At 64.1% G+C, this 25,663-nt stretch carries 23 protein-coding genes; 9 read left to right on the top strand and 14 right to left on the bottom strand.

Features of this window, described 5'->3' with window-relative positions:
* Positions 1–27: 27 nt before the first annotated feature.
* The 3 genes from NKJ94_RS14520 to NKJ94_RS14510 are packed head-to-tail and all read left to right on the top strand — an operon-like array spanning position 28 to position 3,850.
* Positions 28–1,575, top strand: a complete 1,548-nt coding sequence (locus tag NKJ94_RS14520; protein WP_352525874.1) for a sugar ABC transporter ATP-binding protein — start codon at positions 28–30, stop codon at positions 1,573–1,575.
* Positions 1,572–2,885, top strand: coding sequence for an ABC transporter permease (locus NKJ94_RS14515; RefSeq protein ID WP_352525872.1), 1,314 nt, complete (start codon positions 1,572–1,574; stop codon positions 2,883–2,885). Before NKJ94_RS14520 ends, NKJ94_RS14515 begins: the two co-directional genes overlap by 4 nt.
* The gene (locus NKJ94_RS14510) at positions 2,882–3,850 is read left to right on the top strand and encodes a substrate-binding domain-containing protein (protein ID WP_352525870.1); all 969 of its coding nucleotides are present in this window, start codon (positions 2,882–2,884) and stop codon (positions 3,848–3,850) included. Before NKJ94_RS14515 ends, NKJ94_RS14510 begins: the two co-directional genes overlap by 4 nt.
* Before the next feature lie 68 nt (positions 3,851–3,918).
* Here NKJ94_RS14510 and NKJ94_RS14505 read toward each other — a convergent pair whose 3' ends face one another.
* Genes NKJ94_RS14505 through NKJ94_RS14480 form a run of 6 tightly spaced genes read right to left on the bottom strand, consistent with a single transcriptional unit; the run spans position 3,919 to position 10,980 of the window.
* Positions 3,919–4,380, bottom strand: coding sequence for a MarR family winged helix-turn-helix transcriptional regulator (locus tag NKJ94_RS14505; RefSeq protein ID WP_023718174.1), 462 nt, complete (start codon positions 4,378–4,380; stop codon positions 3,919–3,921).
* Entirely contained in the window at positions 4,377–4,961 is a 585-nt protein-coding gene (locus NKJ94_RS14500) for an amino acid synthesis family protein (protein ID WP_352525869.1), read from the bottom strand. The genes NKJ94_RS14505 and NKJ94_RS14500 overlap by 4 nt, the downstream gene beginning before the upstream one ends.
* The gene (locus NKJ94_RS14495; RefSeq protein ID WP_352525969.1) at positions 4,954–5,829 is read right to left on the bottom strand and encodes a UPF0280 family protein; all 876 of its coding nucleotides are present in this window, start codon (positions 5,827–5,829) and stop codon (positions 4,954–4,956) included. The genes NKJ94_RS14500 and NKJ94_RS14495 overlap by 8 nt, the downstream gene beginning before the upstream one ends.
* On the bottom strand, positions 5,829–7,370 hold the full coding sequence (locus NKJ94_RS14490) for a 6-hydroxynicotinate reductase (RefSeq protein ID WP_352525868.1): 1,542 nt from the start codon (positions 7,368–7,370) through the stop codon (positions 5,829–5,831). The genes NKJ94_RS14495 and NKJ94_RS14490 overlap by 1 nt, the downstream gene beginning before the upstream one ends.
* A complete protein-coding gene (locus NKJ94_RS14485) occupies positions 7,367–10,120 on the bottom strand; it encodes a molybdopterin-dependent oxidoreductase (RefSeq protein WP_352525866.1) in 2,754 nt (917 codons plus the stop codon). Before NKJ94_RS14485 ends, NKJ94_RS14490 begins: the two co-directional genes overlap by 4 nt.
* Entirely contained in the window at positions 10,120–10,980 is an 861-nt protein-coding gene (locus NKJ94_RS14480) for an FAD binding domain-containing protein (protein ID WP_352525865.1), read from the bottom strand. The genes NKJ94_RS14485 and NKJ94_RS14480 overlap by 1 nt, the downstream gene beginning before the upstream one ends.
* A gap of 271 nt (positions 10,981–11,251) precedes the next feature.
* On the opposite strand from NKJ94_RS14480, the gene pncA reads away from it, so the two are divergent.
* The gene (pncA, locus tag NKJ94_RS14475; protein ID WP_352525864.1) at positions 11,252–11,851 is read left to right on the top strand and encodes a bifunctional nicotinamidase/pyrazinamidase; all 600 of its coding nucleotides are present in this window, start codon (positions 11,252–11,254) and stop codon (positions 11,849–11,851) included.
* 40 nt (positions 11,852–11,891) lie between these two features.
* Positions 11,892–13,322, top strand: coding sequence for a sodium:proton antiporter (locus NKJ94_RS14470; protein WP_352525862.1), 1,431 nt, complete (start codon positions 11,892–11,894; stop codon positions 13,320–13,322).
* Here NKJ94_RS14470 and NKJ94_RS14465 read toward each other — a convergent pair whose 3' ends face one another.
* The 8 genes from NKJ94_RS14465 to gcvA all read right to left on the bottom strand — a co-directional run bounded on the left by NKJ94_RS14465 (position 13,323) and on the right by gcvA (position 22,153).
* The gene (locus tag NKJ94_RS14465) at positions 13,323–14,042 is read right to left on the bottom strand and encodes an ABC transporter ATP-binding protein (protein WP_352525860.1); all 720 of its coding nucleotides are present in this window, start codon (positions 14,040–14,042) and stop codon (positions 13,323–13,325) included.
* A complete protein-coding gene (locus tag NKJ94_RS14460) occupies positions 14,035–14,763 on the bottom strand; it encodes an ABC transporter ATP-binding protein (protein ID WP_352525858.1) in 729 nt (242 codons plus the stop codon). Before NKJ94_RS14460 ends, NKJ94_RS14465 begins: the two co-directional genes overlap by 8 nt.
* The gene (locus NKJ94_RS14455) at positions 14,760–15,722 is read right to left on the bottom strand and encodes a branched-chain amino acid ABC transporter permease (RefSeq protein WP_352525857.1); all 963 of its coding nucleotides are present in this window, start codon (positions 15,720–15,722) and stop codon (positions 14,760–14,762) included. Before NKJ94_RS14455 ends, NKJ94_RS14460 begins: the two co-directional genes overlap by 4 nt.
* Positions 15,719–16,600, bottom strand: coding sequence for a branched-chain amino acid ABC transporter permease (locus NKJ94_RS14450; RefSeq protein WP_352525855.1), 882 nt, complete (start codon positions 16,598–16,600; stop codon positions 15,719–15,721). Before NKJ94_RS14450 ends, NKJ94_RS14455 begins: the two co-directional genes overlap by 4 nt.
* Before the next feature lie 166 nt (positions 16,601–16,766).
* Complete coding sequence (locus NKJ94_RS14445) at positions 16,767–18,071, bottom strand: ABC transporter substrate-binding protein (protein WP_352525853.1); 1,305 nt, start codon at positions 18,069–18,071, stop codon at positions 16,767–16,769.
* A gap of 162 nt (positions 18,072–18,233) precedes the next feature.
* Positions 18,234–19,661, bottom strand: a complete 1,428-nt coding sequence (locus NKJ94_RS14440; protein WP_502896040.1) for a hypothetical protein — start codon at positions 19,659–19,661, stop codon at positions 18,234–18,236.
* A gap of 81 nt (positions 19,662–19,742) precedes the next feature.
* Positions 19,743–21,047 (bottom strand): nicotinate phosphoribosyltransferase, encoded by a 1,305-nt coding sequence (pncB, locus tag NKJ94_RS14435; protein WP_352525851.1) that lies wholly within the window; start codon positions 21,045–21,047, stop codon positions 19,743–19,745.
* A gap of 131 nt (positions 21,048–21,178) precedes the next feature.
* A complete protein-coding gene (gene gcvA / locus NKJ94_RS14430; RefSeq protein ID WP_352525849.1) occupies positions 21,179–22,153 on the bottom strand; it encodes a transcriptional regulator GcvA in 975 nt (324 codons plus the stop codon).
* Between the two features lie 179 nt (positions 22,154–22,332).
* Here gcvA and speB point away from each other — a divergent pair, with 179 nt between their 5' ends.
* The 4 genes from speB (at position 22,333) to NKJ94_RS14410 (ending at position 25,654) form a co-directional block, all read left to right on the top strand.
* On the top strand, positions 22,333–23,394 hold the full coding sequence (gene speB, locus NKJ94_RS14425) for an agmatinase (RefSeq protein ID WP_352525965.1): 1,062 nt from the start codon (positions 22,333–22,335) through the stop codon (positions 23,392–23,394).
* A gap of 137 nt (positions 23,395–23,531) precedes the next feature.
* The gene (locus NKJ94_RS14420; protein WP_352525847.1) at positions 23,532–24,335 is read left to right on the top strand and encodes a transporter substrate-binding domain-containing protein; all 804 of its coding nucleotides are present in this window, start codon (positions 23,532–23,534) and stop codon (positions 24,333–24,335) included.
* Positions 24,336–24,341: 6 nt separating this feature from the next.
* Positions 24,342–25,010 carry an amino acid ABC transporter permease gene (locus NKJ94_RS14415; protein WP_352525845.1) on the top strand — a complete coding sequence of 223 codons (669 nt, stop codon included), beginning with the start codon at positions 24,342–24,344 and terminating at the stop codon, positions 25,008–25,010.
* Entirely contained in the window at positions 25,007–25,654 is a 648-nt protein-coding gene (locus tag NKJ94_RS14410) for an amino acid ABC transporter permease (RefSeq protein WP_352525843.1), read from the top strand. Before NKJ94_RS14415 ends, NKJ94_RS14410 begins: the two co-directional genes overlap by 4 nt.
* Positions 25,655–25,663: the final 9 nt, after the last annotated feature.

Here is a 25,663-nt window from a genome sequence, read left to right as displayed (position 1 = left end):
GGCAATTCCATCCCTGCGGAAGGCGCTATGGCGGACGGCTCGGCTGTCGTGCTGAGCGCCGAGCGCATCTCCAAGTCCTTCGGCGGTATCGCCGCGCTTGTCGATGTCGGCTTCGAGCTGCGGCGCGGCGAGGTCCATGCCCTGATGGGGGAGAACGGCGCCGGCAAGTCGACGCTGATGAAAATCCTGTCCGGCGTCTACACGGATTATAACGGCACGGTCAGTATCGATGGCCACCCGGTGCGCTTTACCGGCGTCCGCGAAGCCGAGCGTGCCGGCATCGCCATCATCCACCAGGAGCTGAACCTCGTCCCCGAACTGAGCGTCGCCGATAACATTTTTCTCGGCCGCGAGAAGCTGATTGCCGGACTGATCGTCGACCGCAAGGCGAGCAGCCGCGCCGCCGGCACGCTCTTGCAGAGGCTCGGCATCGAGCTCGACCCGGATGCGCGCGTCGGGGCCTTGCGCGTCGGCGAACAGCAACTGGTCGAGATCGCCAAGGCGCTGTCGATGTCGGCACGCATTCTGATCATGGACGAGCCGACCTCCGCCCTTTCGCCAGCCGAATGCCAGCGGCTGTTCCGCATCATCCGCCAGCTCGCCAATAGCGGCGTGGCGATCATCTACATTTCGCACCGCATCGACGAGGTCATGCATCTGGCCAGCCGCGTCACCGTGTTTCGCGATGGACGCCACGTCCTGACGCAGGCGATGGACAAGCTCGACGAAGACGCCATAATTTCGGCGATGGTCGGGCGAAACCTGCTTGCTTCCTCCCAGGAGCACCGCATCCCGGATGGCAACACCGTCCTTTCCGTAAGCGAGCTGTCGCTGTCAAAGCCCAATCGCCATGGCTGGCGCACCGTGCTCGACGGCGTCAGCTTCGACCTTGCCGCCGGAGAAATCCTCGGTATCGGCGGGTTGCTGGGCTCGGGCCGTACCGAAATCCTGGAAACGATCTTCGGGTCCAGTGGCGGACGTGCCGGCGGTGAGATCAGGCTCGATGGCGAGGCAGTAGAAATCCGTTCGCCGCGCGATGCACGCCGGCTCGGCATCGCCCTGGTCACAGAAGACCGCAAGACGCAAGGCCTGCACCTCGAGGCCTCGATCACCGACAATGTCGCGCTGCCGCTGGTCGGCGCGCTGGCGCGGTTCGGCCTCCGCTCGCTGGCCGGCGAGCAAGGGCTGGCACGGGACGCCGTCAAGGCGCTCGGCATTCGCTGCGAGACCATCGAGCAGCCGGCCGGCACGCTGTCCGGCGGCAACCAGCAGAAGGTCGTCATCGGCAAGTGGCTGGCGACGAGGCCGCGGGTGCTGCTGCTCGACGAGCCGACCCGCGGCATCGATGTCGGCGCCAAGCGGGAAATCTACGATCTCATCTTCAAGCTGGCGCGAGACGGGCTGGCGATCGCCGTCATCAGCTCGGAATTGCCGGAGCTGCTGCATCTTTCTGACCGTATCCTGGTCATGGCCGACGGCCGCCAGACGGGAATCCTGTCCCGCGCGCAAGCCAGCGAGGAGGCCATCATGCGGCTTGCAGCGCCGCGACGGACCATGACGAGGCCTGCCGCATGACCATTTTGCATATCCTGTCCCGGACGAAGCTCTATTGGGGCCTGATCGCCATCTTCCTGATCGGCGTGCTCGGCTCGCCGATCAGTTCCAAGGGCAACAACATCTTCCTGTCCTACGGCAATCTGCTCGATGTGCTCCGCCAGGTGTCGACCACCGGCCTGATTGCCACCGGCATGACGGCGGTGATCATCACCGGCGGTATCGACCTTTCCGTCGGCTCGCTGATGGCGATCTGCACGGTGGTCTGTGCCATGCTGCTGACGGTCCCCGGCGTGACGCCGGCGGTGGTGGTGGGGGTGCCGACAGTTGCCGTGGCAGCCCTTTGCCTCGGCATTCTCGTCACTCGTTTCATCCTGCTGAACATCGAAAAATCCCGCGCCGGCCCGCAGGCCACGCACGACATCAGGTTGGATAGCGTTCGTGGGCTGGTCACGCCCGGCATTGTCGGGGTGATCCTGTGCAGTCTGGTGCTGTGGTTCCTGCTGCCGCAGGTAGGCTCAAAATTCGGCGTGCTCGGCGTGTTGCTGGTGGCGCCTTGCGTTGGCCTGCTGTTCGGCGCGCTCAACGGCTTCATCATCGTCGCCGGGCGGCTGCAGCCCTTCATCGTCACGCTGGCAATGATGGTCACGGCGCTCGGTATCGCCCGGCTGACCGCCGGCCAGAACAACGCGGTGCTGCCGGTCTATACCGGGTCGAACGCCACCGCCGATTTCGAAATGCTGCGCTCGCTGGTGTTCGGCGTGATCCCGATGCCGGGCCTGTTCTTCCTCGGCGCCATCCTGATCTACGGCGCCGTGCTGCGCTTCACGCCGTTCGGCCGCTATGTCTATGCAATCGGCGGCAATGAAGAGGCGGCACGGCTGTCCGGCATCGCCGCCGGCCGCGTGAAGATCGCCACCTACGCGGTTTCGGGGCTGCTGGCCGGCATCGCGGCTGTGCTCTATGTCGCGCAGTACCGGCAAGGCAAGCCGGACGCCGGCGCCGGGCTGGAGCTCGACGCGATTGCCGCCGTGGTCATCGGCGGCACCAGCCTGATGGGCGGGCGCGGCAGCTTGATCGGGACATTCTGCGGCGTGCTGATCTTCGGCCTGCTCTCGAACATCCTGCAGCTGCACAATATCAATTCGAACCTTCAGCTGGTGCTGAAGGGGATGATCATCATCGGCACGGTGCTCGTGCAGGAGCGCAACGCCGGCGATCTTCTCTTCTATCTGCGCTTGCCCGGTGGGCAAGCGCACAAGGAAACGGCCGCGGCAAAGCGGCCGTCGCAAGAGACCGCGTCTCTAAATGTTGGAGGAAACAAGAAATGAAACGACGTGAATTGTTGAAGCTTGCCGCGCTGACAGCGGCACTCCTGACCACGACCGCCATGCTTGCCGGCGGTAGCGCCCACGCACAGGACAAGAAGTGGAAGATCGGCTTCTCGCAGGTGACGACGATCGAACCCTGGCGCGCCCAGTTCAACAAGGACATCCTGGCCGAAGCGGCCAAGCATCCGGAAGTCGAGCTGATCGTCACCGACGGCGAGGACAAGACTGAGAAGCAGGTCGCCGATGTCGAGAACCTGATCCGTCAGGAGGTCGATGCGCTGCTGGTATCACCGAAGGAATCCGCCGGCCTGACCGGCGTCGTGCAGCAGGCGATCGATGCCAAAATCCCGGTCTTCGTGCTCGACCGCAACGTCGAAACCAACGACTACACGCAGTTCGTCGGCGGTGACAACAAGCTGATCGGCCGGGCTGCGGGCGAATATGCCGTGGAGCTGCTCGGCGGCAAGGGCAAGGCCGCCGGCAACGTCGTCGAAATCTGGGGCGGCATGGGCACCCAGCCGGCGCACGACCGCCACGATGGCTTCCATGAGTTCACCGACAAGGAGCCGGGCATCAAAAACCTGCTCGACCAGCAGTCGGGCGACTGGAAACAGGACCAGGCCTACAACATCATGGCCACGGCACTGCGCAACAACGAGAAGATCGACCTCGTCTATGGTCATAATGATCCGATGGCGTATGGCGCCTATCTTGCCGCCAAGGATGCCGGACGCGAGAAGGACATCAAGTTCATCGGGATCGATGGTCTGCCCAATGAAGGCGTAACGCTGGTCAACAATGGCGAACTGACGGCGACCTTCACCTATGTGACGCCCGGCGCCGAAGGACTGCGGCAGGCGATCAAGTTCCTGAACGGCGAGAAGGTGGAAAAGACCATCACCTTGCCGACGGAGAAGATCACCAAGGAAAACTCCGCCCAGGTCCTGAAGGACAACGGCCTCTGAGACAAGGCTTCCTGCCGGGCGTTCTGCGCCCGGCAAGAATAACAACTAAACGGTCGGCAGGTGGCAGCTCAAGCCAGCTTGGCAAGCAGCTTCATGAATATGGCCGCCTCCTTGGCGGAAAGCGGTGCCAGCGTTTCCTGCGTAATCTCGCGGGCAAGCGGAATCAGCCGCTCGATTGCGTCACGGCCTTCGGCGGTCAGATTGACCAGCAGGCGTCGTTTGTCGACTTCGTGTTTGCTAAGTTCGACAAAGCCACGCGCTTTCAGCCGGTCGATGACACCCTTCACCGTCGCCGCATCCATGGCGATCAGGCTGCCAAGCTGGTTCTGCGAGGTCTCGCCGACGTCGCGCAATTTGGCCAAAGCGGCAAATTGCGGCGGCGTCAGATCGGCGATGTGTGCGGCGAAGATCGAGACATGGCGCTGGTGCGCCTTGCGCAGGATGAAGCCGACCTGCTCCTGTAAGCGATAGTCATTTTCGTCAGGCTCCTCGGCCTCGACCAGCTTGAGCAGATTGTCTTCGGCGCTCACCGCAGCCCGTCCCATGCCTTGATGTCCTTGGCCGCTAGGCCGCCCATCCGATCGTGTACGCGCGGACCGCAGGTCATGGCGAGGCAGAACAGGATCTCGTCGGGACGCGGGCCGTCGCTGATGCCAATTTCCATGGCATCGAAATGGCTGCGGACATAGGCGGCGTTGATGTGGCCGAGCGGCACATCGAGCCGCGCACCGAAGGCGCCGACCTTTTTTGCCGAGGGCACGATCGCCTTGGCGTCGCCGAGCCGTTCGCGCATGGCATAGCCGCCCGGCACATGCCAAAGCGCGCCATGTTCCAGCTCGCCCGCCATGCCGACAATGGCGCCCTTGCCGTAGCCGTCGATCTGTTTCACGTCGCCGCCCAACGCGGCGATGAGCCTGTCGGAGAGCAGCAGCCCGAGCGGCTTCAAATCTTCCATGGCGCTCTGCAGCTCTTCCACGTATCGGCCGGCGAACGGATTCTTGACCAGTGCCATGGCCGCGGCGCGGCGCCGCGGCACCTTCGCCACCGGTCCGCCTTCGTGAAATATCTCTTCGGTCAGCACCGCGATCTTGCGGATCGGAAACTCAGGCATGGGCGATTTCCCTCTCTAAAGCTTTATTGGCGAGCGCCATCGGACTTGCGATGCGCGCCTGACCGCCAAGGAAAAGCGCCGAGGCGACAATCAGGCCGCGCTGCCGGAAGTCCTCGGCGACGGCAAACCCGCAGTCCAGCGCAACAGCGATTTCGGCGGCGGAGAGCGGCCCTACGCCTTGCGTTACCAGGCGATCGCCGAGATCATTGTCCGGTGCGAGATCGCGCGCCGGCACGCGTGTGACGGCCGGATGGCCGGGTAGCTCGACGGCATTGGCGATCAGCGTCGCGGCGGCGTCGGCTTCAGCACCCGTCCGCGCCAGCACGGTGACGGCATCGGCAATGCCGAGCGAAAACGACCGGCCGCGCCAGCCGCTGGTCGCAACACCGCGAACCTCGTCCCCCGCGTGAACCATGATGCGGTCGGAAAGACCGTGACCGCTGCCGGCAATAGCCAGCGTCATCGACTGATCGCTGCCGAGATGGATCGCGATGTCGCCGCCATTGTTGACATAGGCGCGCTCGAGCCGGCGCCCGGCCAGCAGCGCGCCAAGTATCTCGTCGGCTACCGAACCGGCGACGGCAGCCATTGGCGTGATGAATTGTTTCGCCAGCGGAACGACCGCCGCTTCCATTCGACGCGCCGTCGGGCCGACAAACATGCGGGGGCGCAGCGACGCCGGGCGACGCAGCTCGGACAACTCTTCGACCAGTTCGGGCAGGATTGTCTGGAAGCGCGCCACTGCCTGGCGATAGGCGGCGCTGCATTCACTCGCCTCGCCGAATGCCTCGACGATCAGATCGATCGGCCCATGATTGAGGTGAAGCCTTCGGCCGTCCTCGAGCCAATGCGCCTGTGGGCCCTTCATCACCCCGCCCCATTTGTCGTCGCGCGCCGCAACTGCGCCAGCGGCGGCCACGGATTGTCGCTGGCTGCGGCCGTGTCGCGGCGCGGATTGAGATATTGGCCGCCCTTGGCCAGTATATCGTCGACGCTGCGGATTTCGGCCTCATAGCCGCCGAGCCTGACATAATCGTCGCGACGCATGGTGAATTCGATCGGCGCCACCAGCGCCGGGGTCGGCACATAGCCGAAGGCACCTTCCGGCACGCGGGTGACGTCGACCATCAGCGTGATGCCGCCGCCCGGCCAGACATAGACCGGCGCACCACCGACGGTCACATAAGTCTTCAGGCCTTGCACCGAGCGGGTCAAATTGACCGGGTTCTCGGTGACGCCGGCGCGCAGCGAGCCGCCGGCGCCGCCGACGAACAGCACGGTGCAGAGCGCCGGCTCGCAATTGTCCTCGATCAATTCGACCGATTTCTGCAGCCGCTCCGGGAACGGTTTCCGCACCGGCTTCAAGTCGTCGTCGAGTTCGTAATAGGCAAACTGCTCGCCGGTGGTCGAGACCATCAGCAGCGACAGGCCGGGGCGCGCACCCTTTTTAGCATTCCACTCACCAAGGATCGACAGCGGGTCGGAGATGCTGGTGCCGCCCCAACCGAGACCGGGCTCCGACACCTTGAAATAGCGGCCCGGCGTCGAACGGCGGCCGATGATCTTGATGCCGGTATCCTGCCAGCCAAGCACCTTGCCGGCCTGATGCTCCGAGACGACGCCGGTGATGTGGTCGTCGACCACCACCACCTCGTCGACAAGGCCGCGCCACTGGGTGGCGAACATGCCGATCGTCGCCGAACCGCAGCCAACGCGCATGCGCTGCTCGAGCTTCCCGTCAATGACCGGCGGCTTGCCAGCTTCGACGATGACGGTGGCGCCGCCGTCGATGACGAGCTCGACCGGCTTGCGGTTGCACAGGCTGAGCATCGCGTCACAGGTGGCGCGCCCTTCAGCTTTCGAGCCGCCGGTCAAATGATGCACGCCGCCCAGCGACAGCATCTGCGAGCCGTATTCGCCGGTGGTGACATGGCCGATCGCCTCGCCTTCGGCACGAACCGTTGCCGTTTCGGGGCCGATATGACGGTCGGTGTCGATCTTCACCTTGACGCCGCAATAGGAGAAGATGCCCTCGGTGACGACAGTGACCAGATCGACGCCTTCGACCTCCTGGCTGACGATGAAAGGCGCCGGCTTATAGTCGGGATAGGTGGTACCGGCGCCGATCGCGGTGACGAAGCGGCGGCCGGTGTTGACCAGTTCGCCGCCCCAGGCCTCGCCTTCTCCGGCAAAGGGCACGATTGCGGCGCCGGTCTCCGCCGCATGGTCGAGGATGGTCAGCGGATCCATCCGCACGATCCTGCCGCCGACATTGCCGTAGCGGTCGCAGGCGCCGGTGCGGCCATCGGCGATGTAGCACATGACCGGACAGGCATCGCAGCGGATCTTCTCCGCCACCAGCTTCTCGCCGGGATCATGCGTCTCGAAGCGTTCGGCAAGCTCGCTCATCGGCGCGCCTCCTTGTCGCGGATCGCGGCGCGAATGCGGCTCGGCGTCGCCGGAATTTTGGTGACAAGCACGCCGGTGGCGTGGCGGATGGCGTTGAGGATCGCCGGCGCCGTCGGGATCAGCACATGCTCGCCCAAACCCTTGGCGCCAAAGGGTCCTTCCGGATCCGGAACTTCTACCAGGATAGTCTCGATCGGCGGCACGTCGCCAATGGTCGGGATCAGGTAATCGTGCAGGTTTTCGGTGCGGCCGGGGATGTATTCCTCCATCAGCGCCATGCCGATGCCCTGGGCGATGCCACCCTCGATCTGGCCTTCGGCAAGCAAGGGGTTGATGGCCTTGCCGACATCGTGCGCGGCGGTGATCTTTACAAGCTTCACTGTGCCAAGCTTGAGATCGACCTCGAGCTCGGCAATCTGGGCGCCATAGCCGTAGACGGCGTAAGGCTTGCCCTGGCCCTTGGCATCGAGCGGCAGCGTCGGCGGATCATAGCTTTCCTCGGCACGGAAGACGAAGCCGTCGGCGTCCGCCTTCAGTGCCGAAAGATCGATGCGGCGCATCGCTTCGCCTTCCCTGATGCTCAGGCTTGTGCCGTCCAGCGCAATCGCCGCCTTTTCCGAGACATTAGCGAAGCGCAGTATGGTCTCGCGCAAGGCGCGGCCGGCCTTTTCGGCGGCCTTGCCGGTGACGAAGGTCTGGCGCGAGGCCGAGGTCTTGCCGGCGTCGGGGGTGATCGCCGTGTCGGCGCCTTTCAGCCGCAACTTTTCGAGCGGAAGACCCAACGCGTCGGCGCAGATCTGCGCGATGACGGTGTTCGAGCCCTGCCCGATATCGACGGCACCCTGATGCAGAACGATTTCGCCCGAAGCCGAGATGCCGACCTTGATGGTCGACGGATTGGGCAGCGAGGTGTTGCCGCAGCCGTACCAGCAGGAGGCGATGCCGACGCCGCGTTTTCTTGCGTTGTTGCCGGCGTTGAACGCCTCGGCGTCAGTTAGCGCGCGCTGCCAATGCGAGCGAAGGGCCTCCAGGCAGTCGGCGATGCCGACACCGGATTCGAGTCGCTGACCCGTAACCGTTTCGGATCCGTTCCGAAGGCAGTTATTCACGCGAAAGTCGAGCCGATCCATGCCGAGCTTTTCCGCCAGCTCATCGTAGAGGGTCTCCTGCATGATCGTCGCCTGCGGCACGCCGAAGCCGCGAAAGGCGCCGGCGATCGGGCCATTGGTGTGGATGGCGCGGCCTTCGGCGCGATAGTTCGGTGTTGCATAGGGACCGGAGGCATGCACCGGCACGCGGTTGGCGACCGTCGGCCCCCAGCTGGCATAGGCGCCTGTGTTGAAATCGCCCGTGAAGACCATGCCGGTGACCCGGCCGTCGGCATCGGCGCCGATGCTCGCTCTCATCCGAGCGGGATGACGCTTGGTGGTCGAGATCATCGATTCGTTGCGGCTGTAGGCGAGGGCCGCCGGCCGGCCGGTTTTCATGGCGACGAGGCCGATGAGCGGTTGCAGCGAGACGTCGAGCTTGGAGCCGAAGCCGCCGCCGGTGGCAGTTGGAACGATGCGCACCTTGTCGACGGCAAGGCCGAGCACTTTTGCCGTGTCGTCGCGGTCCATATAGGGCGCCTGCGTGCAGGCGACGACGACCAGCGTATCGCCGTCCATGAAGGCATAGCCGGCTTCCGGTTCAATATAGGCGTGCTCGACATAGGACGTGTCGATAGCGCCGGAAACGACGAAAGCCGCATCCGCAAGTGCGGTTTCGGGATCGCCACGCTCGACGAAGCCGGAGGTGAGCAGGTTCGACGGCCGGTTTTCATGGATCAGCTGCGCGCCGCCGGCCTGCGCTTCGTAAGTTTCCAGAAAATGCGGCAATTCAGTCCAGCGGATAGGGAAATCGGCAAGGTCGAGATCGAGGATAGCCTCGCGTTCGCCGGCAACCAGCGCCACCGCCTCGCCGCGAAAGCGCGAAAACCCTTCGGCCAGGGCCGGCTGGTCGGCAAAGGGCGTAATGACGCCGAAACAATTTCTTCCCGGGATGTCGGCGGCGGTAAAGACTCCGGCAATGCCGGGGCAGGATTTCACCCAGGCGTCGAGATCGCCGAAGCTGAAGGCGGCATGATAGTGCGGCGAGCGGACCACCAGCACCGATAGCGCATCGGCCGGGAAGGAATCGCCGCCGAATTTTTCGCCGCCGGTGACTTTCGGCACGCCGTCGAGGCGGATCGGGGAGGAGCCGACGGCATGGCCGGATCGTGGCATGCGCCGATCGAGGCCGTCGGCATGGCGCGAAGCATCCATCACCGCGGCGACGATCTTGCGGTAGCCGGTGCAGCGGCACAGCACACCGCCGAGCGCGTCCTGCGTCTCAACCTCGGTGGGGCAAGGCGTCCTGTTAAGAAGAGCCGTTGCCGCGACGAGCAGGCCGGGCGTGCAGGCGCCGCATTGTGCTGCGCCGTGGCTGAGGAACGAGGCCTGCAGCGCCGACAGCCTGCCGTTGCCAAGACCTTCGACGGTCGTCACCACGGTGCCGGAAGCGGAAGCCGCCGGCATCAGGCAGGCGCAGACCGGCTCGCCATCAACCAGCACCGTGCAGGCACCGCAATCGCCGGCATCGCAGCCGATCTTGGTGCCGGTCAGCCGCAGCTCGTCGCGCAGCACCGCCGACAGGCGTCGCACCGGCGGCACCGACAGCCTGACGGCGGCGCCGTTGACTTCGAAGGCAATCTCGGCGCGCTCCATGCCCATCAGGCTGCCGCCCTTTCGCCGGGAATAGCGCCCACAGCACCAAGCACAGCACGGGCGACGATCTCGCGCGCGGCATCCAGCCGGTATTCGGCGCTGCCGCGCACGTCGCCGATCGGCGAAAGCTCGTCCATCGGCGCGGACCGGATTGCAGCGGCCAGCGCGTGGCCGACCGGCAGGCCGCGCAGCGCCGCCTCGACGCTCGCCAGGCGCCTGGCGACAACCGAGCAGGAACCGACGGCGACGGCCGCGTTCCTGACGATGCCATCTTCGACGACCAGGCGGGCGGCCGCCATGGCGATGGAGATGACGAGATAACGGCGTGCGCCGAGCTTCACGAAGGCAGAGCTGCCGGCGGTCGCGGGTTTGGGAATGCGGATTGCCGTGACCATTTCGCCGGGCTGCAGAGCGGTGCGGCGGTTGCCGAGGATGAATTCTGCAAGGGGCAAATGCCGGATCGCTGCCGCTGACCGCAGTTCGATTTCTGCATCGAGCACCAGCAGCGCCGGCACACCGTCGGCGGCCGGCGAGGCATTGCAGAGATTGCCTGCAATCGAGGCGACATTCTGGATCTGCACCGAGCCGATTTCCCGCGCCGCCTGCTTCAGCGCGTCGAAAGCCGCAGGCAGCGGATGGCGGACGAGATCGGTCCAGGTGGTGCGGGCGCCGATGAGCCAATGGTTCTCGGCTTCGGCTATGCCGCGCAATGCCGCCAAGCCATTGATGTCGAGGACATTGTCGCGGAAAGGCTTGCTGCCCTGTGCCGGATAGAAATCGGTGCCACCGGCAAGGATGCGCCATTGGCCTTCGCCCAGCAGAGCGAGGGCATCGTCGACCGTGGTGGGTTTTGCGTAACGGATCACGCTTTGCCTTCCCAGAATGGGCCCTCCCGAGAGGGGATCTTGCCGAAAGATTTTCCCGAGCATGCAAGGCAGGAAATTCATTCGTATGCAAATGATATCAAGCCAGCGGGAATTGTCAAAGCCAGACTTGCTCTGCCATTCGCACCAGCACGTCCCGGAACGCATTTGTATGCCATGAGAGGTTGACGCAGCCGGCCATCTGGTCGAGTTTCTGCGTCCGGTCGCATTTTCAATGGAGCCTAAGCTCAAGACCAAGAAGACAGGAGGCTCCATGGCCGACGAAGCGCTTGTTGTCATCGACCTGCAGAACGATTTCTGCCCGGGCGGCGCGCTGGCGGTGGCCGGCGGCGACGAGATCGTGCCGTTGGTCAACGACCTGATCCGGCGGTTCGAGCACGTCCTGCTGACGCAGGACTGGCACCCTGCCGGCCATTCGAGCTTTGCCTCCAGCTATCCCGGCAAGCAACCGTTCGAAACGATCGATATGCCATATGGCGAGCAAACGCTGTGGCCTGACCACTGCATCCAGGGCAGCCTGGGTTCGGATTTCCACTCGGGCCTCGCCTGGAGCAAGGCCGAGCTGGTGATCCGCAAGGGATTCCGGCCTGCAATCGACAGCTATTCGGCATTCTTCGAGAACGACCGCACGACGCCGACCGGCCTTGCCGGCTATCTCCGGGAGCGCGGCATCGATACGCTGACGCTGGTCGGCCTGGCGACCGATTTCTGCGTCGCGTTTTCGGCAGTCGACGCGGTCAAGCTCGGCTTTACGACGTCCGTCCGGCTCGACGCCTGCCGCGGCATCGATCTCAACGGCTCCATGGAGACGATGCTGGGCCGGATGCGCGATGCCGGCGTGATACTGATTTGAACGTCACCGAGCCGAACCTGACAGATTTTTGAGGGGCTTCATGCGGTTTGCGGCGGCGTTGACGGCAGGTGCTGCACTTATTGCCGCAATCCTTTCTCCGGGAACGGCTCTTGCGGCCGAAGCGCACGAACTGCCGGGTGCCGCCATGTCGCTGTGGTGGGTGCTGCCGTTTGCCGGGCTCTTGCTTTGCATCGCGACCGGGCCGTTGCTCTTCCATCATGCCTGGGAGCACCATTACGGCAAGATTGCCGCGTTCTGGGCAGCATTGGTGATCGGGCCGCTGGCAATCGCCTTCGGCATCCCGTCGGCGACGCAGGCGGTGCTGCACGCGCTGCTCACCGAGTACATGTCGTTCATCATCCTGCTGTTTGCGCTGTTCACCATTTCGGGCGGCATCTTCGTTGCCGGCAACATCCATGGCACCCCGCTGGTCAATGCCGGGCTGTTGCTGGGCGGCGCAGTGCTTGCTTCGGTCATCGGCACAACCGGCGCCTCGATGATCCTGATCCGGCCGCTCATCCGCGCCAACGACAACCGGCGCTTCAACGCCCATGTCGTCATTTTCTTCATTTTCCTGGTGTCCAACATCGGCGGGTCTCTGACGCCGCTCGGCGATCCGCCGCTGTTCGTCGGCTTCCTGCGCGGCGTCGATTTCTTCTGGACGACCGTTCACCTGCTGCCGGAGACGCTGTTCGTCGCCGGCGTGGTGCTGGCCGTTTTCCTGGCGATCGACATCATCCTGCATCACCGCGAGGAAGGTGCGCCGAAGATCAAGGATCCGACGCCTGACGCCAAGGTGCGCATTCGCGGCCTGGCCAACATACCGCTGCTGGCAGGGGTGATCGCTGCGATCCTGATTTCTGCTGCCTGGAAGCCGGGAGTGAGCTTCTCTTTTCAGGGCGTCAGCCTCGAGCTGCAGAACCTGGTGCGCGACGCCGCCATCATGATACTGGCCTTCACTTCGCTTGTCGTCTCGCCGAAGGAGTTTCGCGGTGCAAACGCCTTCAGCTGGGGGCCGATCGCCGAGGTGGCGAAGCTGTTCGCCAGCATCTTCATCTGCATCGTGCCGGTGGTCGCCATATTGCGGGCCGGCCTCGACGGCGCGCTGGCGCCGTTGGTGCTGCTGGTCAGCTCGCCGACCGGCGCGCCTGACAATCTCGCCTATTTCTGGCTGACCGGGGCGCTGTCGTCCTTCCTCGACAATGCGCCGACCTATCTGGTGTTCTTCGAACTCGCCGGCGGCGACCCGCAGCATCTGATGACCGAGCTCGCCTCGACGCTGGCGGCGATCTCGGCCGGCGCGGTGTTCATGGGTGCCAACACCTATATCGGCAATGCACCGAATTTCATGGTCTATGCCATCGCCAGGCATCGCGGCATCAAGATGCCGAGCTTCTTTGGCTACATGGTATGGTCGGGTGCCGTGCTGATCCCGACTTTCCTGCTCGCCGGCTTCCTGTTCTTTCGCTGATCAGCCAACGCCGACATAGCGACGGACGGCCGAGGGATCGGCACGCAGTTCCTCGACGTCGACCGTCTCGCGGTTGCGGCCGTTTTCAATGAAGCAAATACGGTCGGCGACCGACAGCACGGCATCGACGCGCTGCTCGACGAGGATTGTCGACACGCCAAGCGCGCGCAGCTTCGACACGGTTTCGCGGATCTTGGCGATCATCGACGGCATCAGCCCTTCTGTCGGCTCGTCGAGCAGCAGCACCCGCGGCTCCAGACACAACGCCCGCGCCATGGCCAGCATCTGCTGCTCGCCGCCGGACAGCGTGCCGGAACGCTGCCTGAGACGCTGGCGCAGCAGCGGGAAAAGATCGAGCACGTTTTCGCGCGTCGCCTTGCCCCTGTTGCGGGCCATCAGACCGATCTCGATGTTCTCCGCCACCGTCATCTCGGCGAATAGCCGCCGGCCCTGCGGCACATAGGCGACGCCGGCCTTGGGCACCTCATGTGCCGGCAGGCCGGTCAATTCCCGCCCTTCGAGCCTGATCGAGCCGGCGGCTGCCGGCACCAGGCCCATGATCGCCTTCAGCGTTGTCGTCTTGCCGGCGCCGTTGCGGCCGAACAGGCAAAGCACCTCGCCCTCGTTCAGCACCAGATCCAGGCCATAGAGCACCTGGACCTCGCCGTAGAAGCAATCGAGCCCGGAAATGGTCAGTGCCTTGGACTGGACCTCAGCCATGCGTGGTCCCCAGATAAGCGTCCTGCACCGCGGCATTGGCGCGGATCTGTTCGGGCGTACCTTCGGCCAGAATCCTGCCGGCGTTGAAGACGGTGATGCGGTCGGCGAGTTGCATGACCACCGGCATGTTGTGCTCGATCAAAAGCACTGTGGCGCTATCGGCGATCTCGCGCACCAGCTCGATGAAATTGTCGATCTCGCTGTCGGCCAGCCCTTGCGTCGGTTCGTCGAGGATCAGCAGGCGTGGCTTCAGCGCCAGCCCCATCGCCACTTCCAGCAGGCGCTGGTGACCGTAGGACAATTGCCCGGCCGGCATTTGAGCGCGATCAGCAAGGCCGGTACGCTCGAGAGCCGCCATGACGCCGCTGTGAACCGCGCCCTTCGAACGGCCATCGGTCAGCGTGCGCTGCACCGGCAGGGCGACATTGTCGTAGGCGCTGAGATTGGCAAAGACGCTGGTGATCTGGAAAGTGTAGGCGACGCCCAGGCGAACCCTGGCGTAGGCCGGCAGATTGGTGATGTCCGCGCCGTCGAAGACGATCATGCCCGACGAGGGCTGGATACGGCCGCTGACCAGGCTGACGAAGGTGGACTTGCCGGCACCGTTGGGGCCGATGACAGCGCGGACCTCGCCCGGCATCAGCGCGAAGTCGACGCCGTCGACGGCACGCAGGCCGCCGAAACTGCGGGACAGGCCTTTGGTGGTCAGCAGCGGCATCATGGCAGCCACCCCAGCCAGCGCTGGCGGATGCTGCCGAGGATGCCCTTGGGGAAGAATAGCACCAGCAGGATGAGCGCGATGCCGACGATCAGCAGATAGGCGGAGGTGTAGCCGCTGGCGACGTCGATGACATAATACATGAACAGCGTGCCGATCAGCGGCCCGAGCGTGGTAGCGGCGCCGCCCAGCAGCACCCAGAGCAGCGGCAGGATGGAATACTGCACGGAAGCGAAGCTCGAGCCGACATAGCCGAACAGCAGCGCATAGGCGGCACCCGAAGCCGCGCAGATGGTGCCGGAGACGACGACGGCGGCGAGCTTGTTGGAGAACGTGTTGTAGCCGAGCATTTTTGTCCGCTCCTCGTTCTCGCGGATGGCGACCAGCACACGACCGTAGCTGGAGCGGACTATAGCCAGGCTTATGAGCAGCACGATCGAGAACAGCGCCAGCGCGCTCATGTAGCGCACGGTCGGGTTGGTGAGGTCGAACGACGCGCCGCCGAGGACAAGGACACGCATCGGCTGCGGCACGACCATGCCCTGGTCGCCGCCGGTCCAGGCGGCGAAATAGAGGATGACGAGGTAGAATACCTGCGCGAACATCATGGTGACGATCATGAAGGCGACGCCGGAGGTGCGCAGTGCCAGGAGCCCGATCACCAGCGCAAGCAGCGCGCCGCAGGCAAGCCCGGTTGCGAAGGCCGCCGGCACGCTCCAGCCGAGATGGATGATGGCAAGGCCGGCGCCATAGAGCCCGGCTGAAAAGAACATGGCGTGGCCGAGGCTGAGCAGCCCGACATAGCCGAACAGCAAGTTATAGCCCATGGCGAAGACCGCCAGCACCATGATACGGGCGAGCAGCCCGTGATGGTATTCCGGCAGGACAAAGCTAAGTGCGAAAAGCAGGGCGATGACGCCGAGATGCAGTGCATAGGGCTTTGCCGGCGAAGCATCCTTCATCGCGATGCCGTCCCGAACAGGCCCTGCGGCCGGAACACCAGCACCATGGCGACCAGCAAGGTGGCGATGATCTTGGCCAGCGTCGGCGAGAAGAACACCGAGATGATGCCGTCGGAAAGGCCGATCAGCACCGCCGCGACCACCGTGCCGCGCAACGAGCCGAGGCCGCCGATGATGACGACGATGAACGAGAGCAGCAGCGGGTCTTGTCCCATCAGATAATGCGCCTGGCTGATCGGCACGATCAACACCGCGGCGATGGAAGCCAGCAAGGCGCCGAGCGCGAAGACGCAGGCATAGACGCGATCGACCGGAATGCCGAAGGCCTGCGCCGTCTCGCTGTCATACTGGGTGGCGCGCATAACAAGGCCGATTTTCGTGCGCGTCAGCACCAGCCAGGTTGCGATCAGCAGCAGCGCAGACGCTGCGATGATCGACAGCTTGTAGCCGGAATAGCCGAACCACGGCAGAAGAATGCGGTAGCTGAAGGGCGGCTCCACCGGCCGCGCCTCCGGACCATAGAAGGTCAGCGCCAATTGCTGGATGATGTAGAGCATGCCGATGGTGGCGACGATGGTGGCTTCCGGATTGTAGTTCAGCCGGCGCAGCACCAGCCGTTCGGCGACCAGTGCGATCAGGCCGACGATCAGCGGCGCCAGCACCAGGGCGACCAGGAAGCCGAGCGCCGGATGGCCCGATATCGCCGTAGAGATCGCCCAGGCAAGCACGGCGCCCAACATGAAGAATTCGCCATGCGCGACATTGACGACGCGCATGACACCGAACACCAGCGACAGGCCGAGCGCCGTCAGCGCCAGCACGGCGGAGGTGACGAGGCCTTCGAGGGCGGCGAGGAGAAGGTGGGGTCCGAAGTGCATTCAGTGCGCCCTTGCCCTCCCCCTTGTGGGGAGGGTGACCGCGAAGCGGTCGGGTGAGGGTGAGAAGAATAGGGCACGGACTGTCACGACCCCACCCCGTCTCACAAACTTCGCGAACGCGAAGCTTGTGTGCCGACCCTCCCCACGAGGGAGAGGGTAAGGCGGCTCACAGCGCCTGCGTCGTGTAATTCCCTTCCGGCTCGTAGAGGCCGTCCTCGATCTTGGTCTTGTGGATGACGTTCAGCCGGCCGCCTTCGACCTTGGAGATGTTCTGGATACCAAAACACTGGTGGATCTTGCCGTTGAAGGTTTTCGGCCCCTGCGGGTGCTCCGGTCCCTCGGCGAACTCGGTCAACGCCTCGGTCGCCTCGACCAGCTTGGCGCGGTCTTCCGGGCCCTTGTAGCCGGCGTCTTCCATCGCCTTCTTGACCACGTAGAGCGTTTCCCAGCAGCCGAACATGTGCGCGGCGGTGGAGACGTCCTTGGGATCGCCGACGGCGGCACCATTGTCGTCGATGCCGACGGCGGCGCGGTAAGCCTTCTGCGCGGCGGAATCATCAGGCTGCGCATAGCGCGGCGAGCCTTCCCAGAAATGGCTGCCGTCAAGGAATTCAAGACCGGGGCTGTTGATGTCGGTGGCTTCGAGCGAATCGATGAAGCCGAACAATTGCGGCCGGTTGGAGCCGTAGAACTCGCCGAGCTCCTTGACGAACGTCAGCACCGCCGGGCCGACCATGACGTGGTAGATCACCTCGGTCTCGGCCGGGATCTGCGGGAAATATTTGGTGAAGGAGGATTCCGTCGGCGGGATGGCGATCTGGGCGATGACCTCGGCGCCTTGCGCCTTCAACGCCGGCGGCAGGTAATCGCGATGGTCGTAGCCGAAGGCGAAATCGGGGAAGATCTGCGTCACCTTCTTGCCGGCATTGGCCGCAATCCACGGCGCCATCGACTGAATCTGACTCTTCACGTCGGTGATGCCGGGCTGGAAGACGTAGCGGTTCAATTTGGTCGAGGCAACGTGGTGGCCTTCACTAACAACGAAATAGGGCATCTTGGCCTCACCGGCAGCCGGCGCCGAGCCGATGACGACATGCGAAAACAAGGTGCCGTAGACGATGTCGGTCTTGTGCTGGGAGGCGAACTTGCCGACCACTTCGGCACCACGGCCGGGGTCGGTGCCGTCATCCTCGATGATGACCTCGACCGGCCGCCCGTTGATGCCGCCGGCATCGTTGATCGCCTTGATCGCCGCGGCCGTGGTCTTCTCGTACCAACGGCCATAGGCGGCGCCAATGCCGGTGCGGTGCGACTGGAAGCCGATCTTTATCGGCGCCGAGCTCTGCGCCTGGCTGTAGCGAACGAAGCCCGGCGCGACCGCAAGACCGGCGCCGGCGGCCAACCCCTTCAGCGCCGTGCGGCGGGTAAGAGTGGATTTGGAGAGATCGAAAAACCCATTCTTGTCAGTCACGGCAGTTCCCCTTGTTTTTGAGCTTTGACCAATGGCTGTAACGAGGCGGGCCACTCTTGGGAGAGGGCCGAAATTGCATGTGTACAAACTAAATCACCAAAGCCCTGACGTGGCAAGCGAGCTTTCCCCGAGGTTCAATCAGGGGCATCAAGCTAGCCTCATTCATCCGGCGGTCGGCGTGGCAAGCAGCCACAGGCCGAAGACGGTGTAGGCGATCATCAGCAGGGTGAGCGGAAACTGGCTGAGCGCGGCGCGGGCGGGAATGGGGTGCAGCCGCCAGGCCAAGCCATGGGCGACAAGCACTGCAAGCATGTGGCCGGCTATGATGACGGCGGCCTGGAGATTCCACAGCCACCATGCCGAGCCGGCGCCCGCGACGACGCCGGCTTCGATCGGCATGTCGGCGGTGCCAAACAGGTTCCAGCCCAGCGCAAACGGGTCGGAGAGGGCTGCAACGGCATATTGGCCGTCGACCAGCAGCGCGGTCAGATAATGCGCCAAGTGATAGGCGAGCGCGATCGGCACGATCGACCAGACCAAAAGCCCGGCAGCGTGGCCGAGGGAATGCTTGCTGCCGGCCAGATGCTGGCCAAGAAAGACGGCAAGCGCGAACGCGGCCGCAAGCACGACAAAGGTCAGCACGAGGCCGAAACTGCCGCTGCCGATCAAGGCCGTCCGTCCAGGAAACTCCAGCGGATTGATGCCGAACCAGCCTAGCCAGAAGAAGGTTTTCGACAGGCCGTCGAACGACACCGACGACAGAGCCAGCAGCAGGAAAGCGATACCGCTGAGCGGCAGCGGCGCGGCACCGAGCAGCTTGGCGCCCGGCCAGCAGAGTTTCGTCCTGCCGCCTTCGCCGCGTTCGACGACGGCGAAGCGCGCAACCATCGAAAAGAACACGGTCAGGAATTCGCCGCGCCGGCTCCAGTCGCGGTAGCCGAAGACCAGCATGGCGACGAAGCTTAGCAGCCAATAGAGGCCCGCCGCCCAGGCCAGCCGTGCCGGGTCGTCGGGCGCCGGATCGATCAGCTCGAACCAGGCGAAGGCGAAGAACAGCACGAAAGCCGGCCAATAGCCGAGCCACGGGGACAGCCGCTGTGGCTCCTTCCTGCCGAACAGGTGCGAAACGACGCGGCACGGCCCGTACCAGGGATTGAGCCATGACCAGAGGTCGCCAAACAACCCCTGCAGCAGAGCCAGCCCAACCCAGAGCAGCGTCCAGACAGTCGGCGGCAGCGGATTGGAGAGCGGGTCGCGGCTGCCGAACATGCCGGCCGCAATAAGAATTGCAAAGCCGGCAAAGGATATCCGGCTGACGATTGTCCGCGCGCCGTCCCCGAAGGTGAAAAGCGGCAGGCGTTTGCGCCAAAAGCGGTCGAGGGAGTCCGGCGGGAGTAGAGCCAGGACAATGAAGCTGGCGGCAACGGCGAGCGCGCCGCCGGCGACGTAGTAGCCGGTGGGAAGGAGCAGTACGTGGCCGCGGTCGGAGGCATGGGCGAAGGCGGGAGTGGGCAAGAATGCAAAGGCAACAATGACGAGAGCTAAACTGTAACGACGGCGCTCTACGGCGCCCCCCTCTGTCCTGCCGATCTCCCCCCAAGTGGGGGAGATGTCCGGCAGGACAGAGGGGGGCGCGAAGGAACTCGTATTATGCAAAGAGTTCCCCACCCCTCACACCTTCACCAGCTGCTCCACGCGATCCTTTTGGCCAAATATGCGCAGGTAACGCTCGATCTCTTTCTCGTCGCCTGTCGACTTGGCCGGATTGTCGGAGAGCTTGACCGCCGGCCTGCCGTTGGCTTCGGTGACCTTGCAGACCAGCGAGATGGCGTCGAGCCGGTTGGTTTCGGTCGGCGCGCAGCCCTCGAAATCATTGGTCAGGTTGGTGCCCCAGCCGAAGGACATGCGCACCTTGCCGCGGAAGTGACGGTAGGTCTCTTCGATGGTCTCGACCTCGAGCCCGTCGGAGAAGATGAGCAGCTTCTGCTTGGGGTCCTTGCCCTTTTCGCGCCACCAGGAAATGATCTTTTCGCCGCCCTCAATCGGCGGCGCGCTGTCGGGGCGGAAGCCGGTCCAGTCGGCGACCCAGTCCGGCGCATCGCGCAGGAACGCCGCGGTGCCGAAGGTGTCCGGCAGCACGATCAGAAGGTTGCCGCCGTAGTAGCGCTGCCAGTCCTGCAGCACCTTATAGGGCGACTGTTTCAATTCCTTTTCCGAATTGGTGAGCGCGGCGAACACCATCGGCAGTTCATGCGCGTTGGTGCCGAGCGCTTCGAGGTCGTTGTCCATGGCGAGCAACACATTGGAGGTGCCGGTGAAGGCCTCACCGATGCCTTCCTTCAACGCTTCGACGCACCAGCGCTGCCACAGGAAAGAATGACGGCGGCGGGTGCCGAAATCCGAGATGCGGATGCCGGGCAGCGCCTTCAGCCGCTCGGTCTTGGCCCACATCTTGGCCTTGGCGCGGGCATAGAGCACGTCGAGCGCGAAGGGCCCGAACGCGCGCATGGCGGCGCGCGAGCGCAGTTCGTTGATGATGGCGAGCGCCGGGATCTCCCACAGCGTCGTATACATCCACGGACCGCTGAAGGTGAGCTCGTATTGGCCGTCGCGCTTGGAAAGCTCGTATTCGGGCAGCCGGAAATTTTCCAGCCAGGCGAGGAATTCCGGCTCGAAGATCTGCTTGCGGCCATAGAAGGTGTTGCCGCCGAGCCAGATCATCTCTTTCTTGCTGAAGCGCAGCGTACGGGCATGGTCGAGTTGCTCGCGCAGCTCTGCCTCGTCGATCTCCTCGGCAAGGCGGACCGAAGTGGTCCGGTTGATCAGCGAGAAGGTGGTGTCGACCTTAGGATACATGCCCCAGATCATCTGCAGCATCAGAAGCTTGTAAAAATCGGTGTCGAGCAAGCTGCGGACGATCGGGTCGAGCTTCCAGGTGTGGTTGTAGACGCGCCGCGCTATATCGGTCCTAGCCATGTCTGAATGCCGCCTTCGCTGCTCTGCGGAATGCCTCTTAGCATTGAATTTTTGAAAGCGCCTCCCGCTTTGCGGGCTGGCCCGACAAAAAGAAGCCCCTGCGGCAAGCGGCGTCTATGGCAGTGTCGACCTCAGGATACGGTCTTGGCGCCGACCACCTTGAGCGCCGGACGCTTGCGGCGAGTGCCGATGCGGCCCGCCACCGGCGCATCGGCCCGGCGGTCGGCCTGCTCTTTTTCGGCAAAAAGCCAGTCGATGAACAATTGCACGATCGGCGCCGATCTCATCTCGTTGCGGCAGACGACGTAGAAATCGTCCACTGCTGGCACGGAAAGGCTGAATGGCGCGACAAGCAGACCCCTGGCGAGCAGTCCGCTTGCGGTCACCGTATCGCCGAGCGCCACGCCATGACCGTGAACCGCGGCCTCGGTCGCCATGCGCGCATCGCCGAGATGATGGCGGCGGCTGCGCTCGAGGTCCAGCGCGTCGGCGGCGGCCAGCCAGGTGTGCCATTCGCGGCCGTCGTCGCCATGCAGGAAGACGTGATCGGCGAGGTCGCGGACGGTGCGGATCGGACGGTTGTTGATCAGTGTCGGGCTGACCACCGGGAACAGTTCGAGGCCCGACCATTTGCGCATCCAGCAGTCGGTCCAGCTGCCGTCACCATAATGCACGCAGATATCGATATGCGGGGCGCGGATGTCCTTGGCGTCGTTGGAGGGGATCAGCGTCAGCCTGATATCCGGGTATTGCGAGGTGAAGCTGCCCAGCCGCGGGATCATCCACAGCAACAGCAGCGCCGGCACGCAGGATACCGACAGCGCGCCGGTGCTGGCCGGCCTCGTCATGCGCTGGGTGGCGGCGGCGATGCCGTCGAAGGCGGTCGACACCGCCGGCAGCAATTCGGCGCCGTGCGGCGTGAGCTTCACCCGCTGGCCGGCGCGCTCGAACAGCTTGACGCCCAACGATTGCTCGAGCGCCTTGATCTGATGGCTGATGGCGCCGTGGGTGACGTTCAACTCGGCCGCGGCCTTGGTTAGCGAGGCGTGGCGTGCCGTCGCCTCGAAGGCACGCAGCGGATTTAAGGGGGGCAGACGCTTGGCCATGCGCACTCAGGGCTTATGTGAGATTTTCTCACAGGAAACACACTAACAATATCAATTGATTTTTCAATGCAGCTACAAGACACTTTACCCAAGCATTGCATCGAGACAGCCAACGGCCGGACCGGATGACGGCTACGAAGGTCGTTGTCGGCGCGCTGCACCAGCCATGGAGGACCGACATGGGTTATGATCGCAGCAAGCTCGAAGCGTTGCGCCGCAAATATGGCGAGAGCCATGGCGGCGAAATGTTCGACCCGAAATTCCAGCGTGTCGCCGATAAGATCTTCTCCAAGACCGGCACGCGGCTGGCGCCCTATTCCGGCATCCCGACCTTCCTCGCAGCGCCCTACCGTGAGATCGCCGCCGACAATCCGGATTTCGGCGATCTGCAGGTGGCGATGATCGGCGTGCCGATGGATCTCGGTGTCACCAACCGGCCGGGCGCCCGCTTCGGGCCAAGGGCATTGCGCGCCATCGAGCGCATCGGCCCCTATAACCATGTGCTGGAATGCGCGCCGACGCATGAGCTTAAGGTGGCCGACATCGGTGACGTGCCCTTCCAGAGCCGCTACCGGCTGGAGACCAGCCATGACGACATCGAACGCCGCACCAACCAGATCGTCGACGCCGGCGTCCTTCCACTTTCGGTCGGCGGCGACCATTCGATCAGCCACCCGATCCTGAAGGCGGTCGGCAAAAAGGCGCCTGTCGGCATGATCCATATCGACGCCCATTGCGACACCAGCGGCCTGTTCGACATGACCAAGTTCCACCATGGCGGCCCGTTCCGCAACGCGGTGCTGGACGGCGTGCTCGATCCGAGCCGCACCATCCAGATCGGCATTCGCGGCTCGGCCGAGTATCTGTGGGAGTTCACCTATGAGTCCGGCATGACCGTGGTGCATGCCGAAGAGGTGACCGGCCTCGGCATCCCCGCCATCATCGAGAAGGCGCGCAGAATTGTCGGCGACGGCCCGACCTATGTCTCCTTCGACATCGACAGCGTCGATCCGGCCTTCGCGCCGGGTACCGGCACACCGGAAGTCGGCGGGCTGACGACGCGCGAAGTGCTCGAGCTGCTGCGCGGCCTGAAGGGCCTCAACATCGTCGGTGGCGACGTCGTCGAGGTGGCACCGCAATATGATGCGACCACCAACACGGCGCATGCCGGCGCGCAGGTGCTGTTCGAGATCCTCAGCCTGATGGTCTTCAGCCCGGCAATCACCGGCAAGGCTGCCTGATGCGCTCGACCATGATCCCGAAAAGTGGGAACCGGTTTTCGGAAAAGATCATGGTCCAGTAGAGAATCCCAAAGGCGACCGCCGCGCTGGAGCCGGCGGTTGCGCTCAACAAACAAGCTTCCAGCAGGGGAACGACAATGACATTTCATATGACGCTCAAATCAACCATCGCCGCCGTGCTGATGCTCGGCGCGGCCGGCGTTTTCACCCAGGCCGCCAATGCCGACGCCGTCGACGACATCACCAAGGCAGGCGCGATCAATGTCGGCATCTTTTCCGACTTCCCGCCCTTCTCCTCGGCCAGCGCCGACATGAGCATCAAGGGCTACGACATCGACGTGGCGCAATTCATCGCCGACCAGCTCAAGGTCAAGCTCAACCTGGTCAGCGTGACCGGCCAGAACCGTATCCCGTATCTTACCGACAAGCGCGTCGACCTGCTGATGAGCGTCGGCTACTCCAAGGAACGTGAGCAGGTGATCGATTTCGCCGCCGCCTACGCACCCTACTACATCGCCGTCATCGGCCCGGCAGCACTTGCTGTCAAAGGCAAGGAAGACCTCGCCGACAAGTCGATCGCCGTCAATCGCGGCACGCTGGAGGACACGTCGCTGACCGAGGCAGCACCCGCCTCGGCCGACATCCGCCGCTTCGACAACTACAATTCCGTCATCCAGGCGTTCATCTCGGGCCAGACCCAGCTGATGGTGGTCGGCAACGATGTCGGCGCCCAGGTGCTCGCCCGTCAGGAGGCGCTGAAGCCGGAGCAGAAATTCCAGCTTCTCACCTCGCCCTCGCATATCGGCCTCAACAAGAAGGAAGACCGCCTCAAGCAAGCGGTCAACGATGCGGTTGCCAAGATGCTGGCCGACGGCAAGCTGGACGAAAGCTCGAAGGCCTGGCTGAAGACGCCGCTCGATCCCGCCAATCTCAAGGATTGATGGCCGGTGAACTATAGCCTCGACTTCGGCTGGCTTGCCGGGGCGACAGGGGCGATCGCGCGCGGCGCGGCCACGACGATCCTGTTGATCGCCGTGACCACGCTGGCGGGAACATTGCTCAGCATCCTCGGCGCGGCAGGGCGGCGGAACGGTCCGCTGCTGCTCAAGCGGGCGATCGGTGTCTATGTCGAGGTGATCCGCAACACGCCGTTTCTGGTGCAGCTGTTCTTCATCTTCTTCGGGCTGCCCAGCATCGGCGTGAGGCTCGATCCGGTGCTGGCCGCCATGCTGGCGATGACGCTCAACATGGCGGCCTACACGATCGAGATCGTCGGCGCCGGGCTCGACGCGGTACCGCCCGGGCAGACGGAAGCGGCTCTCGCCCTCGGGCTCAGGCCGCGCCAGGTCTTCATCAAGATCGTGCTGCCGCAGGCGCTCAAGGTGATCTATCCGGCGCTGACCAGCCAGATCGTCATCATGATGCTGGAATCCGCCGTGGTGTCGCAGATCGCGGTGCGCGAGCTAACCTACGAGGCCGACATGCTGCAGGCGCGCACGTTTCGGGCTTTCGAGACCTATTTCGTGGTGACGGTGGTCTATCTCGTCTTGTCGATGGGGTTGCGCCGGCTGCTGGTCAGCGGCGGGCGCCGGGTTCTCGGAGCCGGCGTGTCATGATCGAATTCACGTTCTGGGATATTCTGCGCAACCTGCTGCTCGCGGCGCGCTGGACGGTGCTCTTGTCGTTGGCTGCCTTTGTCGGCGGCGCCGTAGTCGGCATGATCGTGCTGTTCTTCCGTATCGCCAAGAACAAATGGGCCCGGCGGTTTGCCTCGGGCTATATCGCGCTTTTCCAGGGCACGCCGTTGCTGATGCAGCTCTTCCTGATGTTCTTCGGCCTGCCGATGCTGGGCTTGCGCATCGAGCCGTGGACCGCGGCGGTGCTTGGCCTGACCTTCTTCGCCAGCGCCTATCTGGCCGAGATCTGGCGCAGCGGCGTCGATGCGCTGCCACGCGGCCAATGGGACGCCGGCGCCAGCCTCGGCCTGCATTATCTGCAGGAGCTCAGGCTAATCATCCTGCCGCAGGCGTTTTCGATCACCCGTGCGCCGACGGTCGGCTTCCTGGTGCAGCTGATCAAGTCGACCGCGCTGACCTCGATCATCGGTTTCGAGGAGCTGGTGAGGACATCCAACGCGATCAACAATGCGACCTTCGAACCGTTCAAAGTCTATGGGCTGGTGGCGCTGATCTTCTTCGTCATGTGCTTTCCGCTGACGCAATATGCACGTTCGCTCGAACAGCGGGCGGCGGCCCGCTGAGCGGGACGC

This window comes from Mesorhizobium sp. M0060 (assembly GCF_040323155.1).
Classification (GTDB): domain Bacteria; phylum Pseudomonadota; class Alphaproteobacteria; order Rhizobiales; family Rhizobiaceae; genus Mesorhizobium.
This window is presented reverse-complemented; position numbering and strand designations above follow the sequence as displayed.

Bases quoted from the DNA above. Each gene is read 5' to 3' on its own strand.
- NKJ94_RS14485 (WP_352525866.1), bottom strand. From the start codon at position 10,120: ATGGGCATGGAGCGCGCCGAGATTGCCTTCGAAGTCAACGGCGCCGCC.
- NKJ94_RS14420 (WP_352525847.1), top strand. From the start codon at position 23,532: ATGACATTTCATATGACGCTCAAATCAACCATCGCCGCCGTGCTGATG.
- pncA (WP_352525864.1), top strand. From the start codon at position 11,252: ATGGCCGACGAAGCGCTTGTTGTCATCGACCTGCAGAACGATTTCTGC.
- NKJ94_RS14460 (WP_352525858.1), bottom strand. From the start codon at position 14,763: ATGATGCCGCTGCTGACCACCAAAGGCCTGTCCCGCAGTTTCGGCGGC.
- NKJ94_RS14510 (WP_352525870.1), top strand. From the start codon at position 2,882: ATGAAACGACGTGAATTGTTGAAGCTTGCCGCGCTGACAGCGGCACTC.
- NKJ94_RS14465 (WP_352525860.1), bottom strand. From the start codon at position 14,042: ATGGCTGAGGTCCAGTCCAAGGCACTGACCATTTCCGGGCTCGATTGC.
- NKJ94_RS14455 (WP_352525857.1), bottom strand. From the start codon at position 15,722: ATGAAGGATGCTTCGCCGGCAAAGCCCTATGCACTGCATCTCGGCGTC.
- NKJ94_RS14470 (WP_352525862.1), top strand. From the start codon at position 11,892: ATGCGGTTTGCGGCGGCGTTGACGGCAGGTGCTGCACTTATTGCCGCA.
- NKJ94_RS14410 (WP_352525843.1), top strand. From the start codon at position 25,007: ATGATCGAATTCACGTTCTGGGATATTCTGCGCAACCTGCTGCTCGCG.
- speB (WP_352525965.1), top strand. From the start codon at position 22,333: ATGGGTTATGATCGCAGCAAGCTCGAAGCGTTGCGCCGCAAATATGGC.
- NKJ94_RS14520 (WP_352525874.1), top strand. From the start codon at position 28: ATGGCGGACGGCTCGGCTGTCGTGCTGAGCGCCGAGCGCATCTCCAAG.
- NKJ94_RS14490 (WP_352525868.1), bottom strand. From the start codon at position 7,370: ATGAGCGAGCTTGCCGAACGCTTCGAGACGCATGATCCCGGCGAGAAG.
- NKJ94_RS14500 (WP_352525869.1), bottom strand. From the start codon at position 4,961: ATGCCTGAGTTTCCGATCCGCAAGATCGCGGTGCTGACCGAAGAGATA.
- NKJ94_RS14495 (WP_352525969.1), bottom strand. From the start codon at position 5,829: ATGAAGGGCCCACAGGCGCATTGGCTCGAGGACGGCCGAAGGCTTCAC.
- pncB (WP_352525851.1), bottom strand. From the start codon at position 21,047: ATGGCTAGGACCGATATAGCGCGGCGCGTCTACAACCACACCTGGAAG.
- gcvA (WP_352525849.1), bottom strand. From the start codon at position 22,153: ATGGCCAAGCGTCTGCCCCCCTTAAATCCGCTGCGTGCCTTCGAGGCG.
- NKJ94_RS14515 (WP_352525872.1), top strand. From the start codon at position 1,572: ATGACCATTTTGCATATCCTGTCCCGGACGAAGCTCTATTGGGGCCTG.
- NKJ94_RS14450 (WP_352525855.1), bottom strand. From the start codon at position 16,600: ATGCACTTCGGACCCCACCTTCTCCTCGCCGCCCTCGAAGGCCTCGTC.